Below are 14827 nucleotides of genomic sequence, written 5' to 3' on the forward strand. Positions count from 1 at the left end.
AAGGGGGCAATGAAAACAAGAAAAATAGCAACTTACGCCGCCAAGGGCTCCGCCAGCAGGGTGCCGATGTCGGCCTCGACGATTTCAAGCCCAAGCTTTTTGCAGAAACGCCGCTCCTTGTCGTTGGGTTCGGCGATCAAGGCCCAACCGCTCTGTTCGTTGGCACCGTAAATGATGTCGGACAGCACCATGCGCTCGGAATCCCGGTTGAGGCGCATGCCCACCAGCAGATAGCGCTTTTCCTGGCGATACTTCTTGAGGGGACCGGGGATGGCGAAGCCCCCCATCAGCTCGGTGATGTAGTCCACGTAATCGGCGTCGGAGGCGATGTAGGTGGATTGGGGCCGGGGCGTACCCATGGGCTTGAACAGGATGGGCAGGTTGAGGGCGGCCTGCTCCGGCTGGATGGCGGAATAGCTCTGGCCATCCCAGGCGAACAATTTGAAGCGGAAGGCGGTGCCGCCGATGCGGGCACAGCCCACGATCAGGGTATGGGGCTGGTCGCTATAGCTGTCCTGCAACTGGGTGTCGCGGTTGATGTCGACCACGTAGGGCGGGCGTACCGCCTGAAGCCAGTCGTGGAAGGCGCTGCGGGTCCATTGGGTCTGGCCGTAGGTGGTGTCGAGAAAACGGGTCACGGTGCTGCGCCCCTTTTTCAACTCCACGTTCATGGCGGCCCGGGGGAATTCGTACATCAGCTTGGGCGCCATGGGCTGGCCGTTGTTCATGGCCAGGATCAATTGGTCGCTGGTGGCCGGAATCGGACGGCCATCCAGCTTGGACTTGACGTCGGACAGCACGCCGGGACCGACATAGGGAACGATGCTGCCGTCCTTGAGGCCGGCAATCCACAGTTTGCGCAGTTCGGGAGTAATCATTGTGCTTGTCTCCGGGCAGGGGTTAGCCCTTCCACAGCAAGAAGCAGGCCGGAAGCAAGACCATGATTTAAAAAGGGTAAACATCGCGTCAAGACTGTCGAATATGCAGCGGCGGCGGCAATCTTGTGGTGTTCATGACAAGTTTTTTGCCCTACTATGGACTCAGCATATCCCCTTGGCTGCACTCCTTGCTGGAGCTGACCCGATGGATAGACTGATCCTGCTGCCCGCCCTGCGCATTGCCCTCATCTACCTGCTGGTGTCGGTGGCGTGGATCGTCTGGTCCGATCGGGTGGTGGCGGAGATGTTCAGCGATCCGCAGACCCTGACCATGGCCCAGAACTGGAAAGGCCTGGGTTTTGTCTCGGTCACCGCCCTGCTGCTGGGCCTGCTGGTACACAAGGAAATGGCCCGCTACGCCAAAGCCCGCCAGGACCTGGACTTGGCGCGGGCGGCCCAGATCGCCAGCGAGGAACGCTACCACCGCATGTTTGCCCAAAGCCCGCTACCGGCTTGGGTGTTCGACACCGAGAACCACAAGATTCTGGCGGTCAATGAAGCGGCCATCCGCCACTATGGCTACAGCCGGGAGGAATGGCAGCGCCTGACCCTGCATGATCTCCGCCCGCCGGACCTGGCGCCCCACCCCGAAGACGCCCAATTGCAACTGGCTAAGTGCATCAACCCGGGAGGCATTTGGCGCCATGTCCGCAAGGACGGCACCCTGATGGACATGGAAATCGCCACCCACACCCTGGACTTCGAAGGCCACCCGGCCTGCATGGTGATCGCCAAGGACATCACCGAACGGCGCCAGGCCGAGGACCGCATTTACCACCTGGCCTATTTCGACGCCCTCACCGGCCTGCCCAACCGCATGCTGCTGATGGAACGGCTGCGCCAGGAAATCGAGGTGGCGCGCAGCCATGGCCACCGGGTCATCCTGATTTTCTTCGACCTGGATCGGTTCAAGGACATCAACGATTCCCTCGGCCACCAGGCTGGCGATGCCCTGCTGCTGGAGGTGGCCAAGCGCCTCCACCACGTCATGCCCCGGGGCGGCACGGTGGCCCGCATGAGCGCGGACCTCTACGCCCTGCTGCTGTCCGGTGCCGTCACCGAGAACGATGCCCGCCACCTGGCCGGCCAGGCCCTGGCCGCCATGAGCGCCCCCATCGACCTGGGCTCCGTCTGCATGGCGGAAACCACCGCCTGCGTCGGCATCGCCCTTTATCCGGACGACGCCGACGACGATGCGACCCTGATGCGCAATGCCGAGGCCGCGCTTCACCACGCCATCAGCCAGGGCAGGAACCAGAGCGCCTTCTACCAGTCCGACATGAACAGCCGCAGCCTGGAGCGGCTGGCCATGGAAAACGACATGCGCCGTAGCCTGGCCCAGGGGGACTTCGTCGTGCACTACCAACCCCAGCTGACCCAGGACGGCAAGGTGTGCGGCGTCGAAGCCCTGGTCCGCTGGCGCCACCCGCAACAAGGCATGATTCCTCCTGGCCGCTTCATCCCCCTGGCGGAGGAAACGGGCCTCATCATTCCCCTCGGCACCTGGGTCCTGCGGGAAGCCTGTCTACAGGCCAAGCGCTGGCTGGATGCGGGGAATCCCGTCACCGTGGCGGTGAACCTTTCCGCCATCCAATTCCATCAACCCCAATTGCCGCGACAAGTGGCGGACGTCCTGGCGGCAACCGGCTTGCCGTCCCGCTACCTGGAACTGGAAGTGACCGAAAGCATCATCATGGGCGATACGGCGGAAGTGGCCGCCACCCTCGATGCCTTGCGGGCCATGGGCCTACAGATCTCCATCGACGACTTCGGCACCGGTTATTCATCCCTCGCCTACCTGAGCCGCATGGCGGTGACCAAGCTGAAGATCGACCAATCCTTCATCCGCGGCATCCCCGACCAGGAGGATGCCAAGGCCATCACCCGCACCATCATCACCCTGGCCCGCAACCTGAAACTGACGGTCATCGCCGAGGGGGTAGAAACAGAATCCCAGGCGGACTTCCTGCGTGGCGAGGGCTGCGACGAAATGCAGGGCTACCTGTTCAGCCGCCCCCTGCCCGCCGAGGAAATCGAGGGCCTGCTGGGCGGCAACGGCGCCCGCTGACGCTCCCTGCGCTTGGTTGCACTGCAACTTGCCTTTGCCGGCGGCCATCGCAACAATGACGATGCACTACGCTCTTCCCACAGAAGGAAGCCTGCGACCCCGGGTCGCCTAAGACTTTCATGTGCCAACCATCGACAGGAGGCAATACCCATGAAGTGGATCTACATTCTTTGGCCCTCGTTCATCAGCGCCATCGCCGGCGAAGTGGTGTTCTTCGCCTTCATCGATCCCCAAGAGCTTTATCTGCTCGGCGAGCCGGTGCATTGGAGCAAGACCGCCGGTTACTCCATCGGCTTCCTGATGTTCTGGGCCCTGACGGCGCTGACCTCGTCCCTTTGCTATTTCTTCCACAAACCCCTGGCCGACGCGGAGCAAAAACACATCGCCGATGCGGCGACGGCGGTCTGACGGTTGGGCGGCGCTAGCGCCGCCCTTTTCGCCCTGGCCCCTGCCGATTTATCGCCCCAGGAACGGCATTGCCCCCAGGAAAAGGCCGACTGTCGCAAACACGACAAAGCCATTCGTCCTTAAAAATCAATGATCTGAACGCGGTAAACGCCGCCAATGACGAGGTGTTCATCCTCGCCGCCCAAAATCTCGGGCAGCAGCCGGCAATGGAAGAAGACCTTGGGCGTGGGTACCCGGGCCTCCAGGATGGCGTCACCGAACTCCCCGGCCCGCTCCCGTGAGCGGCTGAAGGAGGTGAGATTGTTGAACAACACCAGCTCTCCCCCTGCTTCCCGCCCCAGGACCTCGTGCTCCGCCAGTCGGTTCACGCCTCGGTAAAGGGTCAGGTGGCCGCGTCCATCCAGGCCATCACGGCGGAACTCGTATTGGCACCAGGCGTAGAGCACGTCCAACTGCGCTTCCAGGGCATTGGTGCCATACAAGGCCCGCGACCGCATTTCCTCGTAGCGACGCCAGGGTTCGCCGTCGTAGTCCCGCAGGGGCTGGCCGTGGAAGCGCGGCACCAGGCCAAAGCGGGACTCCACCCAGGCCTTCAGGGCCGCCCCCTCCAGACCGTCCGCATCGAAGCTCCAGCCCCGTAACACCCTGAGCCAATTAGCCTTGCCGCGGCTACCGCTGGCGGGATCGAAGCCCGCCGCCTCCAATTGGTCTAGGCAGAAATGGGCCGCCATGTAGTCCCGGAACAAGCGTCCCCGCTCGGCCAAGTCGGCCACCCCATCCAAATGACGGAACAAGCCCCGGTGCAACTCCACCACGCCATCGAGCTGAAGGGGAACCGGGTGCTGCTGATAGGTCAGGCCGCCCAGGATGACCGCCGGCAAATTGCAGCGGTTGACGGGCAAACGGGCCCGCGCGGGCAGCCATGCCCCCTTGTCGGAGGCCCTACAAGGGGGCAGGTCATTGTCGGATGAAGAGCCCGAGTCCGGCGCTGGGGAATTATATAAATTCACTTATTTATCAGAGCATTATGCAATCAAAAAGGCACTGGCATAGCTCTTGCGGAAATGGGGATGGGAGCACGGGATTCCCCCAACGCCCGAAGAGACTCAACACAAGGAGATTGCATCATGGCAAAACTTCGTCAAGCCGCCATCTATGGCAAGGGTGGTATCGGAAAGTCTACCACCACGCAAAACCTCGTCGCCGCCCTGGCTGAAATGGGCAAGAAGGTGATGATCGTCGGTTGCGACCCCAAGGCCGACTCCACCCGCCTGATCCTGCACAGCAAGGCTCAGAACTCCGTGATGGAACTGGCTGCCGAAGCCGGCTCCGTGGAAGATCTGGAACTCGAAGACGTGCTGTCCGTCGGTTTTGGCGGCGTCAAGTGCGTTGAATCCGGTGGCCCCGAGCCTGGCGTCGGTTGCGCCGGCCGTGGCGTGATCACCGCCATCAACTTCCTGGAAGAAGAAGGCGCCTACGACGAAGACCTCGACTTCGTCTTCTACGACGTGCTGGGTGACGTGGTGTGTGGCGGTTTCGCCATGCCCATCCGCGAAAACAAGGCCCAGGAAATCTACATCGTCTGCTCCGGCGAAATGATGGCCATGTACGCCGCCAACAACATTTCCAAGGGCATCGTGAAGTACGCCAACTCCGGTGGCGTGCGTCTGGCCGGCCTGATCTGCAACAGCCGTAACACCGACCGCGAAGACGAACTGATCATCGCCCTGGCCCAGCGCCTCGGCACCCAGATGATCCACTTCGTTCCCCGCGACAACGTGGTGCAGCACGCTGAAATCCGTCGTATGACCGTGATCGAATACGATCCCAAGGCCAAGCAAGCCGACGAATACCGCGCCCTGGCCAAGAAGGTTGTGGAGAACACCAAGTTCGTGATCCCCACCCCCGTCACCATGGACGAGCTGGAAGAGCTGCTGATGGAATTCGGCATCATGGAACAGGAAGACGAGTCCATCGTCGGCAAGACCGCCGCCGAAGCCGCTGCCTAAGTAGTCGCCGTACCGATTCCCCGGTTCGGCGACCTGTCGAGCCGGGGGTCCTGAAGTCCTTTGAGTCATCGTGCGCAGATTGGCGCCGAATCTGACAAGGAGATGCAAGATGTCCACGCTTACCCGTGAAGAAACCGAAGCCCTCATCCAGGAGGTGCTCGAGGTTTACCCCGAAAAGGCCAAGAAGGATCGTGCCAAGCACCTGGCCGCCAATGATGTGACCCTGGAGCAATCCAAGAAGTGCATCACCTCCAACCGTAAGTCCCTGCCCGGCGTGATGACCATCCGCGGCTGTGCCTACGCCGGTTCCAAGGGCGTGGTGTGGGGTCCCGTCAAGGACATGATCCACATCTCCCACGGTCCCGTCGGTTGCGGCCAGTACTCCCGCGCCGGCCGTCGTAACTACTACGTCGGCGTCACCGGCATCAACACTTTCGGCACCATGAATTTCACCTCCGACTTCCAGGAAAAGGACATCGTGTTCGGCGGCGACAAGAAGCTCGCCAAGCTGATCCAGGAAGTTGAACAGCTGTTCCCCCTGCACAAGGGTATTTCCGTGCAATCCGAGTGCCCCATCGGCCTGATCGGCGACGACATCGAAGCCGTGTCCAAGAAGGGTGCCAAGGAAATCAACAAGCCCATCGTTCCCGTCCGTTGCGAAGGCTTCCGTGGCGTGTCCCAGTCCCTGGGCCACCACATCGCCAACGACGCCGTGCGTGACTGGGTGCTGGGCAACCGCGACGGTCAGCCCTTCGAGTCCACCCCTTACGACGTCACCATTATCGGTGACTACAACATCGGCGGCGACGCCTGGGCCTCCCGCATCCTGCTGGAAGAAATGGGCCTGCGCGTGATCGCCCAGTGGTCCGGCGACGGCACCCTGGCCGAAATGGAGAACACTCCCAAGGCCAAGCTGAACCTGCTGCACTGCTACCGCTCGATGAACTACATCAGCCGGCACATGGAAGAGAAGTACGGCATTCCCTACATGGAATACAACTTCTTCGGTCCCACCAAGATCGCCGAGGCCCTGCGCAACATCGCCAACTTCTTCGACGACAAGATCAAGGAAGGTGCCGAGCGCGTCATCGCCAAGTACCAGCCCATGATGCAAGCCGTCATCGACAAGTACAAGCCCCGCCTGCAAGGCAAGAAGGTCATGCTGTACGTGGGCGGCCTGCGTCCCCGTCACGTGATCGGCGCCTATGAAGACCTGGGCATGGAAGTGGTCGGCACCGGCTACGAATTCGCCCACAACGACGACTACGACCGCACCATCAAGGAAATGGGCGACGCCACCCTGCTCTACGACGACGTCACCGGTTTCGAGCTGGAAGAGTTCGTCAAGCGCATCAAGCCCGACCTGGTCGGTTCCGGCATCAAGGAAAAGTACGTCTTCCAGAAAATGGGTATCCCCCTGCGTCAGATGCACTCCTGGGATTACTCCGGCCCCTATCACGGCTACGACGGCTTCGCCATCTTCGCCCGCGATATGGACATCGCCATCAGCAGCCCCACCTTCAAGAATCTTGTTCCGCCCTGGAAGAAGACTGAAGCCGAGGCTGAAAAGAAGGTTGCGTAACACCCCGGACCGGCGGGTCCGACAACGACCCGCCACCCATTTTTCAACTTGTGCCCGCGTCCACACATGAGATGGCCGGGCTAAGGAGATAGAGATGCAAGCCGTAGAAGATATCAAGCCGTGCTACCCCCTGTTCCGGGACGACGACTACAAGGAATCCATCAAGAACAAGCAGGACCTGTTCGAAGAGCGTCACGACGAAGCCAAGATCAAGGAAACCTTCCTCTGGTCCACCACCAAGGAATACCAGGAACTCAACTTCAAGCGTGAAGCCCTGACCGTCGATCCGGCCAAGGCCTGCCAACCCCTCGGCGCCGTGCTCTGCGCCCTGGGCTTTGAAAAGACCATGCCCTATGTGCACGGTTCCCAAGGCTGCGTGGCCTACTTCCGTTCCTACTTCAACCGTCACTTCAAGGAACCCATCTCCTGCGTGTCCGACTCCATGACGGAAGACGCTGCGGTGTTCGGCGGCCAGAAGAACATGTTCGACGGCCTGGAAAACTGCAAGGCGATCTACAAGCCCGACATGATCGCCGTGTCCACCACCTGCATGGCCGAGGTGATTGGTGACGACTTGAACGCCTTCATCAACAACTCGAAGAAGGAAGGTCACATTCCCCAGGACTACCCGGTCCCCTTCGCCCATACCCCCTCCTTCGTGGGTTCCCACACCACCGGTTGGGACAACATGTTCGAAGGCATTGCTCGCTACTTCACGCTGAACCACATGGAAGGCAAGAAGCCCGGAAGCAACGGCAAGGTCAACCTGGTTCCCGGCTTTGAAACATACCTGGGCAACTTCCGCGTCATCAAGCGCATGCTGACCGAGATGGGCGTCGACAACGTCATGCTGTCCGACCCCACCGAAGTGCTGGACACCCCGGCCGACGGCGAATTCCGCATGTACGCCGGTGGCACCAGCCAGGCTGAAATGAAGGACGCGCCCAACGCCTACACCACGATCCTGCTGCAACCCTGGCAACTGGAAAAGACCAAGAAGCTCGTGGAAAACACCTGGAACCACGAAGTGCCCAAGCTCAACATCCCCATGGGTGTTGAATGGACCGACGAGTTCCTGATGAAGGTTTCCGAAGTCACCGGCAAGCCGATCCCCGAGTCCCTGGCCAAGGAACGCGGCCGTTGCACCGACTTGATCTCCGACTCCCATGCCTGGCTCCACGGCAAGAAGTTCGCCCTCTACGGCGACCCCGACTTCGTCATGGGCATGACCAAGATCCTGTTGGAAGTCGGCGCCGAGCCCACCCACATCCTGTCCCACAACGGCGGCAAGCGCTGGGCCAAGGCCATGGACAAGCTGCTCGAGTCCAGCCCCTTCGGCGCCAACGGCAAGGTCTACATCGGCAACGATCTGTGGCATCTGCGCAGCCTGTGCTTCACCGACAAGCCCGATTTCCTGATCGGTAACAGCTACGGTAAGTACATCCAGCGCGACACGGCCTTCAAGGGCAAGGAATTCGAAGTGCCCCTGATCCGCCTCGGCTTCCCCCTGTTCGACCGTCACCATCTGCATCGCCAGACCACCCTCGGGTACGAAGGCACCATGCAAGTCGTGACAACCCTGGTCAATGCAGTACTTGAGCGTCTTGATCAAGAGACCATGGGCATGGGTACCACCGACTACAACTTCGACCTGGTTCGCTAATCACGTCGCCGCGCGCGCCGTCCCGGCCCCTCTCCTTGAGGGCAACCGGGCGGTGCCGCGGTTTTCAGGTTTCAGAAGCAATAGAACGGAGGCCCTCCATGGCCAACATCATGATTCGCAAGGATGCTGCCGGCAGCTACATCTTCTATCTCCCCAAGCGGGATTTGGAAGACACCATCACCTCGATGGAATTCGACACCCCGGAAAAATGGGGCGGCGAAATCAAGCTGAACAACGGCGGCAGCTACTACATCGAACCCCAGGCTGCTCCTGCCCGACTCCCCATTTCCCTGCGCGCCAAGCGTCTGGACGCGGCGGAATAAGGCGAACGGCAATCCCAGGTAACGAACGAAAGGAAACCATCATGGCAATGAAGATCATCCAGGCCGAATGTACCTCCTGCGGCGACTGCAAGCCCGTCTGCCCCACCAAGTCCATCACCGACAAGGGCGGCATCTTCAAGATCAACGCCGACACCTGTACCGAGTGCGATGGCGATTTCGACGAACCCCAGTGCCTGTCCGCCTGCCCGGCGGGCGATAGCTGCATCGTCTACGTGTGAAGCGGAGCCGTCCCGCGCCTAGCGGCGGGGCGGCCCATTCAACCGAACCGTCCATCCCACACCGGGGTGGACGGCCCTTGCTTGCGGTCATAGGAGAGCGCCATGTCGTCCCCCATCACCCGTGAAGTCGCGCTGCGCATCGGCCTGGCGGCCCGTGCGCTGCCCGGCATAGAGTCCCGTGCACTGGCCGCGGCCCTGGCCGACAAATTCGGCCTGCCGCTGACGGAAGCGGCCCTGGCGAAGGTCACCGTCGCCGATCTCAAGGCCCTGATCCAGGGCGACGAGGTCGTCGAGCCCGATTTCAGCACCGAACAAATCAAGGCTTCCGTGCGCCTGCTCTGGGGCGAGGGCATCGAAAGCGAAGTCACCTTGCCGATCCAGGCCTTCAACGAAGGCGACATGCCCGGCTCGATCCGGGTGGCGGTGGCCTCCAACAGCGAAGAAAAGCTCGATGGCCATTTCGGCTCCTGCGAGCGCTTCCTGGTCTACCAGGTCTCCCCCACCGAACTGCGCTTGATCGACATCCGCTCGACGGCGGCGGCGGACGAAGCCGAGGACCGCAACGTCGCCCGGGCGAGCCTGATCGGCGACTGCCAGGTCGTCTACGTCCAATCCATCGGCGGTCCGGCAGCGGCCAAGGTCGTGCGTGCCGGCGTGCATCCAGTGAAAATCCCCAAGGTGGCCGAGGCCCGGGAAACCCTGGCCCAGTTGCAAACCACCCTGCTTTCCCCGCCGCCATGGCTGGCCAAGATCATGGGGGTCGCCCCCAGCTCCCTCGCCCGCTTTGCCGAAATGGGCGAAGAGGAGGAAGCATGATCGAGGCCCCCGTGCTCCAGCAGGTGGCCGATGCCGTGGCCGCCCTGCCCTCCCTTGCAGACGAAAACGGTGTCAATCAGACCCTACGCGGGCAGTTCCCCGGCCTCAAGGTCGTGGTGTGCAACGACGATCACATCCCCGCCAACGTCAAGCCGGTCACCGGCAACGACGTCTGTCATCTTTATTTCATGGACACGGGCGAACATTGCGTCAAATTTACCAGTGAGCCCGCAGCGGCCAGCGGCATCGTGGTGGGCCTGATCGGTGACGACGACTGAACCCGTACTCGGCCTCGGCCAACACGGCCTTTGCGCCAACTGTCCCCACACCACCCTGCTCACCAGCCAGGGCTGCGTCCCCGGGGACGCCTGCGTCCGCGCCCATAGCGGACGCCAGATCGACCGTTTTTTCCGGGCAAACCCAAGCCTAGCGGAACTCTATCTGCGGGACGGCTTCTGGGAGCGGCGGGCCATCGCGGTGCGCTACGCGCCCGTGGCAAGCGTGCTGGCGCTACAGAACGACAGCGATGAAGTGGTGCGCCGCGCCGTGGTCATGCGTCTGCCCCCCGACGAGCTCAAGCCCATGAGCAAGGATCCCGACCGGGAAGTGCGCATCACCGTGGCCCAGCGCATCGACCCGGAATTGCTGATGCCCATGGCCGCCGATCCCGACTACATGGTGCGGGTCGTGGTGGCCCGCCGCCTCTCCCACGGCAAGCTGCCCAAGCTGGCCAACGACCCCGAACGGGAAGTGCGCAAGACCGTGGCCCAGCGCCTGCCGGCCTTCGCTCTGGCGCGCATGCTGAACGACCCGGAACCCGAGGTGCGGCGCATCGTCGCCGAGCGCGGCCTACCCGAAGATGTCATCTTGCTGCTGGAAGATCCGGACTGGCTGGTGCGCCTCGCCGCGGTACAGAATGCCCCTCGGGAATCCATCCGAATTGCCTTGAATGACCCTGAACCCGACGTGCGCCACTTGGCATGGCAGCGTCTCGCCGAAGCGGAGACTTCATGAATAGCCCATTTAGCCTGACCACCGAAAAACTCAACGACCTGTCCCGCGCCCTGGCCGAGCTTTGCGTCAAATCGCCGGTGGCCGCCGGCTGCGGTCCCCTGGCCCGGGCCGCCAGCGACCTGATTCCCGGACTCGATTTCCGCGACGTGCTGGCCCGGGGCGGCTGGTACCGTCTCGGCGGCGTGGTCAACAAGGATGGCGACCGCATCGCCGAGGATTTGGAAGCCTGGGCCGAAACCGAACTGGAAAATGCCGGCGACGACTTCGGCGCCCTTTATGACCGCTATGCCGACGCCGGCCTGCGCAGCACCCATCTCACCGGCAAGACCCACTACCTGGTCGCCGGTACCGGCGACGACGCCACCGATTTCATCCAGGTGGAAGTGGAAGAGTTGCAGGAAGTCGTCGCACACCCTTTGTTCTCCGACGACAACCCGCCCACCAGTCTCGACGAACTGGTGGATCCCCGGGGCGATAACACGACCTTCACCCCGCTGGGCATCCCCTTCTACGCCTTGCGCCGGGTCACCGACATCGCCGATTTCGTCGGTCGCATGGGCGAACAAAAACCCGATCCGCAACCGGTGCACCGTTTCATCGAGGCCTGGGAAAAGTCCAGCGCCGGCAACGCCGCCGTGTTCTGCAACCACTGGGTGCTGTCCGTGCGCGAGCATCTGGACCGCTACCACCAGCCCATCCTCCACGCCACGCCCGCCGCCGCCCTCAACGGCGCCCCGCCCCGCTTCGACCTGTCCTTCGGCGCCCAGGGCCTGGCCCTCAACGAGGCCTTGCAACGCTTCGACAAGAAGGTGGGCTACCCCATGGCTTGGTTCTTCCACATGCTGACCACCAAGGCCGTGCCCCACGCCGTCGCCAGCGCCGTCATCAACGACCTCCAGGCCGGCTTCTCCTACCTCCCGGAAAAAGACGCCGCCATCGTCAAGGACTGGCTCTACGCCCCCTACGGTTTCTAAGCAACACCCCACATGACAACGCCGACGGCAAAAGCCGTCGGCGTTGTCGTTTTCTGCGCACTGGCCATGACCAACAGTGATGCAGACTCTCCGCGCATAAACCACTCGTGCTGACTGATGGCCGTCCGCGCGACTGCCGTCGTGGGCGACAACGGTCAGGGCGACATGCTGGTCCACAGCCGTGCCCAGCTCTCGGCCCAGCAACAGGTGTGATCATAGCCGGCGACGACCGTCACCCTGGCCTCCCGCAGGCCGGCGGCGAAGTTTTGTGTCAAAAAGGGCGGCACGATCTTGTCGCGCTCACCGACCCAATGCCATTGGGGCAGGCTGGCCAGGGCCATCTTGTCGTCGGCTGGATTCAGAGAACCAGTAAGGTGGTGATGTGGTGATAGCGGGTCCAGGCGCGATGGTCCAGATTGCCAGCGATGGTGACGAGGCGAACCACGTCACTGCAACGTGCCGCCAGCAGCGCGGCAGCACCGCCGGAGTAGCCAACCAGGGTCAGCCGCCGGGCGCCAAGTTGCAATGCCGGAGTATGGAGGGGACAACCGCACACAGGTTTACTGCGTGGCTGTTTCAGCAGAATTGACAGCAAGCCGCATGACGAAAAGACAACACTACCGGTTAGGTAGTTTTCCGTACAGACCAGACACTGTCGGCAGGGCCTTGCGTCACACGTTTACTCGTCACACGAGCCATCCAGACGAAACCTATCCCGCCCACCAGTGCGGTGACATCCACGCCCAGGGTGGCCGCGCTGCCATGGGCCCACATGCCCAGACCCGGTAACAGCCAGGCCAGCAGGGTTGTTGCCGGGATAGCAAAAGTGAATATGGCCGCCAACCACAGGAGGTGAATGGCAGCCCTTGCCGCGCCCGCCGCAAATGACCAAATCAAGGCGCCAAAAAATACCGCGTAATAAACCAACTGGTGCCAGACACTGAGATCGCCGACATGGCCATGCAGCCATTTGGCGGCAACGATGGTCAGGGAGATACCGCATACGGCGCCGAGACATACGCCGATGGTTGCGGCAGCCATTCCCCGAACATCACGGCGCTGTACGGGGGGAATGCAAGCAGCCTCACTCTCACGAGCGGCTTTGATACGACGGGTTTCCACCCAGAGCAGATTTCCGCCATAGAACAACCAAGCACCGGCCAAGCCCAGCAAGAAATATATCCATTGCACCGACATGCCGCCATAGGTACCAAAATGCAAGGCAAAAAAACTGCCTACGATGGCATTGGGAAAACTCTGCTTGCCTGGCAGAAAATCAGTGTTGATTATTTTTCCACTGTAGGGGTCGACGGCGACAAAGCCCCCCATGAACCGGGGTGAATGGGCGGAAGGATCGTGCCCCCAGACACGGACAAGAGAACGCGGACCGGTTACGTTCAGGTATTGCAGAGAGGTCGGTTCGAATGACGGTGACAAGGAGTGCACGGCGGCCAGCAACTCGGTGGGGGAACGCATCGCTGCTGGATCGCGCGGTGGCGCTGATGCCGGAGCACTGCCACGGGCGAAGGCGGTGGCCCACTTGCCATCGTGGATCAGCTTGTCTTCAATGGCATAGAACCCGTCGTGATAGGCAAAAACCACGGCGGTTAACGCCATAACGACATGAAATGGCAGACTGATGATGCCGACTACGTTATGGGCATCCAGCCACATGCGCTTGAGGTTCTTCCCCACGCGAAGGGCAAAGAAATCCTTGACCAGTGAAGGCAGCAGCACAATGACCCCGGAGACCAGGGCCAGGGCATACAGCACTGCGATCACCCCCATTAGCCATCGACTTGGATCGTTGTCCACCGGCAGTCCGACCACGCGGTGCAATGTATCAATGAAATCAGCCAGTCCAGAGGGATGTATTTCCTCGATCCTCGCGGCATCGCCCTCCAATGTCGCGACAAACTGACGGGCGGCATGATAGTCGTGCTCCTCGGCGCCAGCCTCGTGCACTTGCCATGAAATCCCCTTTGGCCAATGCTCGTCCTCTTGCAATTCCAGGCGAAAATCCTTGGCCACCGCAGGATGTGCTTGCAAGGTGCGAGTAATGAGGGTCGGCACCTCGTCCAGCGGCAGTGCGGCGTTTACCGCAGGCGGCGATGCCCATCGCGTCAGCTGCTCCTGGAAAATGGTGATGGCGCCGGCGTAAAAGGCGATGAACAGTGCCATGCCGGCAATGATTCCGGTCCAGGTGTGAACGGCTTTGTAGATGCGGATGAATTCAGAACGCATGGAAACTCAGGTCAGTCGGATTGCCGCCAGGAAGCCGAAGACCAGCAGGTTGGCAGCTCCCAGCCAGCCCCAGGCACGCCACCCACTGCGGAAGAAATAAACACCGGCCAACACGCCCAGCCAAACCGGCGCCAATAGCCACATAGCCAACTGACCGCGCACGCCTAGGGCCATATCGGCAGCCAGCCAATTGAAAATACCGGCACAACCCACAGCCAAAAGGAAGCCGAGCAGCAGTCCGGCCAGGGTCTTGGACCACCAATCCCGGGCGATGGTCATGGCGACTCCCGCCTACGGCTGCTACGCAATGCGCCGAAATAGGGAAAGAGAACAAAGAGCAGCATCAACCAATGGACAAAGACGAATAACGCTGCTGGCGCCCTTAAGGTTTGCATCAGCACCACCAGCCCCGCAATGAGCAGCACCGTCCCCGCCAGCCGTGCCGGCTTGGCGGGCAGGGATGCTGCCCACCAACGCTGGTTCGGCGAAGCCAGGTAAACGCTGACACAGCCACCGGCAACCAGCAACAGCCCCACAAACATGATTACG

17 protein-coding genes are annotated in these 14827 nt (G+C 61.7%); 11 read left to right on the forward strand and 6 right to left on the reverse strand.

Annotation, left to right across the window (positions count from 1 at the left end):
* Positions 1-32 precede the first annotated feature (32 nt).
* A complete protein-coding gene (locus ACYQ2U_RS10885; protein WP_459950391.1) occupies positions 33-878 on the reverse strand; it encodes an SIR2 family protein in 846 nt (281 codons plus the stop codon).
* A gap of 205 nt (positions 879-1083) precedes the next feature.
* Between ACYQ2U_RS10885 and ACYQ2U_RS10890 the strand changes: the two genes are divergently transcribed.
* Together ACYQ2U_RS10890 and ACYQ2U_RS10895 are read left to right on the forward strand one after the other, a co-directional pair.
* A complete protein-coding gene (locus tag ACYQ2U_RS10890) occupies positions 1084-3006 on the forward strand; it encodes a putative bifunctional diguanylate cyclase/phosphodiesterase (protein ID WP_459950392.1) in 1923 nt (640 codons plus the stop codon).
* Positions 3007-3156: 150 nt separating this feature from the next.
* Entirely contained in the window at positions 3157-3414 is a 258-nt protein-coding gene (locus ACYQ2U_RS10895) for a hypothetical protein (protein ID WP_459950393.1), read from the forward strand.
* Positions 3415-3533: 119 nt separating this feature from the next.
* Here ACYQ2U_RS10895 and ACYQ2U_RS10900 read toward each other — a convergent pair whose 3' ends face one another.
* Positions 3534-4316, reverse strand: coding sequence for an NAD(+)--dinitrogen-reductase ADP-D-ribosyltransferase (locus ACYQ2U_RS10900; protein WP_459950394.1), 783 nt, complete (start codon positions 4314-4316; stop codon positions 3534-3536).
* A 225-nt stretch (positions 4317-4541) separates the two neighbouring features.
* Between ACYQ2U_RS10900 and nifH the strand changes: the two genes are divergently transcribed.
* The 9 genes from nifH (at position 4542) to ACYQ2U_RS10945 (ending at position 12034) form a co-directional block, all read left to right on the forward strand.
* On the forward strand, positions 4542-5423 hold the full coding sequence (gene nifH / locus ACYQ2U_RS10905) for a nitrogenase iron protein (RefSeq protein WP_459950395.1): 882 nt from the start codon (positions 4542-4544) through the stop codon (positions 5421-5423).
* A gap of 109 nt (positions 5424-5532) precedes the next feature.
* On the forward strand, positions 5533-7005 hold the full coding sequence (gene nifD / locus ACYQ2U_RS10910; RefSeq protein ID WP_459950396.1) for a nitrogenase molybdenum-iron protein alpha chain: 1473 nt from the start codon (positions 5533-5535) through the stop codon (positions 7003-7005).
* Positions 7006-7099: 94 nt separating this feature from the next.
* Positions 7100-8668 (forward strand): nitrogenase molybdenum-iron protein subunit beta, encoded by a 1569-nt coding sequence (gene nifK, locus ACYQ2U_RS10915; protein ID WP_459950397.1) that lies wholly within the window; start codon positions 7100-7102, stop codon positions 8666-8668.
* 98 nt (positions 8669-8766) lie between these two features.
* Positions 8767-8991: a putative nitrogen fixation protein NifT gene (gene nifT / locus ACYQ2U_RS10920; protein ID WP_459950398.1), complete on the forward strand. Its 225-nt coding sequence runs from the start codon at positions 8767-8769 to the stop codon at positions 8989-8991.
* A 41-nt stretch (positions 8992-9032) separates the two neighbouring features.
* Positions 9033-9230 carry a 4Fe-4S dicluster domain-containing protein gene (locus ACYQ2U_RS10925; RefSeq protein WP_459950399.1) on the forward strand — a complete coding sequence of 66 codons (198 nt, stop codon included), beginning with the start codon at positions 9033-9035 and terminating at the stop codon, positions 9228-9230.
* Positions 9231-9332: 102 nt separating this feature from the next.
* Positions 9333-10046, forward strand: a complete 714-nt coding sequence (locus tag ACYQ2U_RS10930) for a dinitrogenase iron-molybdenum cofactor biosynthesis protein (RefSeq protein WP_459950400.1) — start codon at positions 9333-9335, stop codon at positions 10044-10046.
* Positions 10043-10324: a hypothetical protein gene (locus tag ACYQ2U_RS10935; protein WP_459950401.1), complete on the forward strand. Its 282-nt coding sequence runs from the start codon at positions 10043-10045 to the stop codon at positions 10322-10324. The genes ACYQ2U_RS10930 and ACYQ2U_RS10935 overlap by 4 nt, the downstream gene beginning before the upstream one ends.
* Positions 10311-11060, forward strand: a complete 750-nt coding sequence (locus ACYQ2U_RS10940) for a 4Fe4S-binding leucine-rich repeat protein (RefSeq protein ID WP_459950402.1) — start codon at positions 10311-10313, stop codon at positions 11058-11060. Before ACYQ2U_RS10935 ends, ACYQ2U_RS10940 begins: the two co-directional genes overlap by 14 nt.
* On the forward strand, positions 11057-12034 hold the full coding sequence (locus tag ACYQ2U_RS10945) for a hypothetical protein (protein ID WP_459950403.1): 978 nt from the start codon (positions 11057-11059) through the stop codon (positions 12032-12034). The genes ACYQ2U_RS10940 and ACYQ2U_RS10945 overlap by 4 nt, the downstream gene beginning before the upstream one ends.
* A gap of 358 nt (positions 12035-12392) precedes the next feature.
* Here the strand turns inward: ACYQ2U_RS10945 and ACYQ2U_RS10950 are convergent, their stop codons facing one another.
* The 4 genes from ACYQ2U_RS10950 to ACYQ2U_RS10965 all read right to left on the reverse strand — a co-directional run bounded on the left by ACYQ2U_RS10950 (position 12393) and on the right by ACYQ2U_RS10965 (position 14820).
* Positions 12393-12590 (reverse strand): hypothetical protein, encoded by a 198-nt coding sequence (locus ACYQ2U_RS10950; RefSeq protein ID WP_459950404.1) that lies wholly within the window; start codon positions 12588-12590, stop codon positions 12393-12395.
* A gap of 68 nt (positions 12591-12658) precedes the next feature.
* Positions 12659-14278, reverse strand: a complete 1620-nt coding sequence (locus tag ACYQ2U_RS10955) for a PepSY-associated TM helix domain-containing protein (protein WP_459950405.1) — start codon at positions 14276-14278, stop codon at positions 12659-12661.
* Between the two features lie 6 nt (positions 14279-14284).
* Entirely contained in the window at positions 14285-14557 is a 273-nt protein-coding gene (locus ACYQ2U_RS10960; protein WP_459950406.1) for a hypothetical protein, read from the reverse strand.
* Positions 14554-14820 (reverse strand): hypothetical protein, encoded by a 267-nt coding sequence (locus ACYQ2U_RS10965; protein WP_459950407.1) that lies wholly within the window; start codon positions 14818-14820, stop codon positions 14554-14556. Before ACYQ2U_RS10965 ends, ACYQ2U_RS10960 begins: the two co-directional genes overlap by 4 nt.
* Positions 14821-14827 lie beyond the last annotated feature (7 nt).

Source organism: Denitratisoma sp. agr-D3 (assembly GCF_054658675.1).

Coding starts and splice junctions, on each gene's coding strand:
- ACYQ2U_RS10885 (WP_459950391.1), bottom strand. CDS start 878: ATGATTACTCCCGAACTGCGCAAACTGTGGATTGCCGGCCTCAAGGAC.
- ACYQ2U_RS10890 (WP_459950392.1), top strand. CDS start 1,084: ATGGATAGACTGATCCTGCTGCCCGCCCTGCGCATTGCCCTCATCTAC.
- ACYQ2U_RS10895 (WP_459950393.1), top strand. CDS start 3,157: ATGAAGTGGATCTACATTCTTTGGCCCTCGTTCATCAGCGCCATCGCC.
- nifH (WP_459950395.1), top strand. CDS start 4,542: ATGGCAAAACTTCGTCAAGCCGCCATCTATGGCAAGGGTGGTATCGGA.
- nifD (WP_459950396.1), top strand. CDS start 5,533: ATGTCCACGCTTACCCGTGAAGAAACCGAAGCCCTCATCCAGGAGGTG.
- nifK (WP_459950397.1), top strand. CDS start 7,100: ATGCAAGCCGTAGAAGATATCAAGCCGTGCTACCCCCTGTTCCGGGAC.
- nifT (WP_459950398.1), top strand. CDS start 8,767: ATGGCCAACATCATGATTCGCAAGGATGCTGCCGGCAGCTACATCTTC.
- ACYQ2U_RS10925 (WP_459950399.1), top strand. CDS start 9,033: ATGGCAATGAAGATCATCCAGGCCGAATGTACCTCCTGCGGCGACTGC.
- ACYQ2U_RS10930 (WP_459950400.1), top strand. CDS start 9,333: ATGTCGTCCCCCATCACCCGTGAAGTCGCGCTGCGCATCGGCCTGGCG.
- ACYQ2U_RS10935 (WP_459950401.1), top strand. CDS start 10,043: ATGATCGAGGCCCCCGTGCTCCAGCAGGTGGCCGATGCCGTGGCCGCC.
- ACYQ2U_RS10945 (WP_459950403.1), top strand. CDS start 11,057: ATGAATAGCCCATTTAGCCTGACCACCGAAAAACTCAACGACCTGTCC.
- ACYQ2U_RS10955 (WP_459950405.1), bottom strand. CDS start 14,278: ATGCGTTCTGAATTCATCCGCATCTACAAAGCCGTTCACACCTGGACC.
- ACYQ2U_RS10960 (WP_459950406.1), bottom strand. CDS start 14,557: ATGACCATCGCCCGGGATTGGTGGTCCAAGACCCTGGCCGGACTGCTG.
- ACYQ2U_RS10965 (WP_459950407.1), bottom strand. CDS start 14,820: ATGTTTGTGGGGCTGTTGCTGGTTGCCGGTGGCTGTGTCAGCGTTTAC.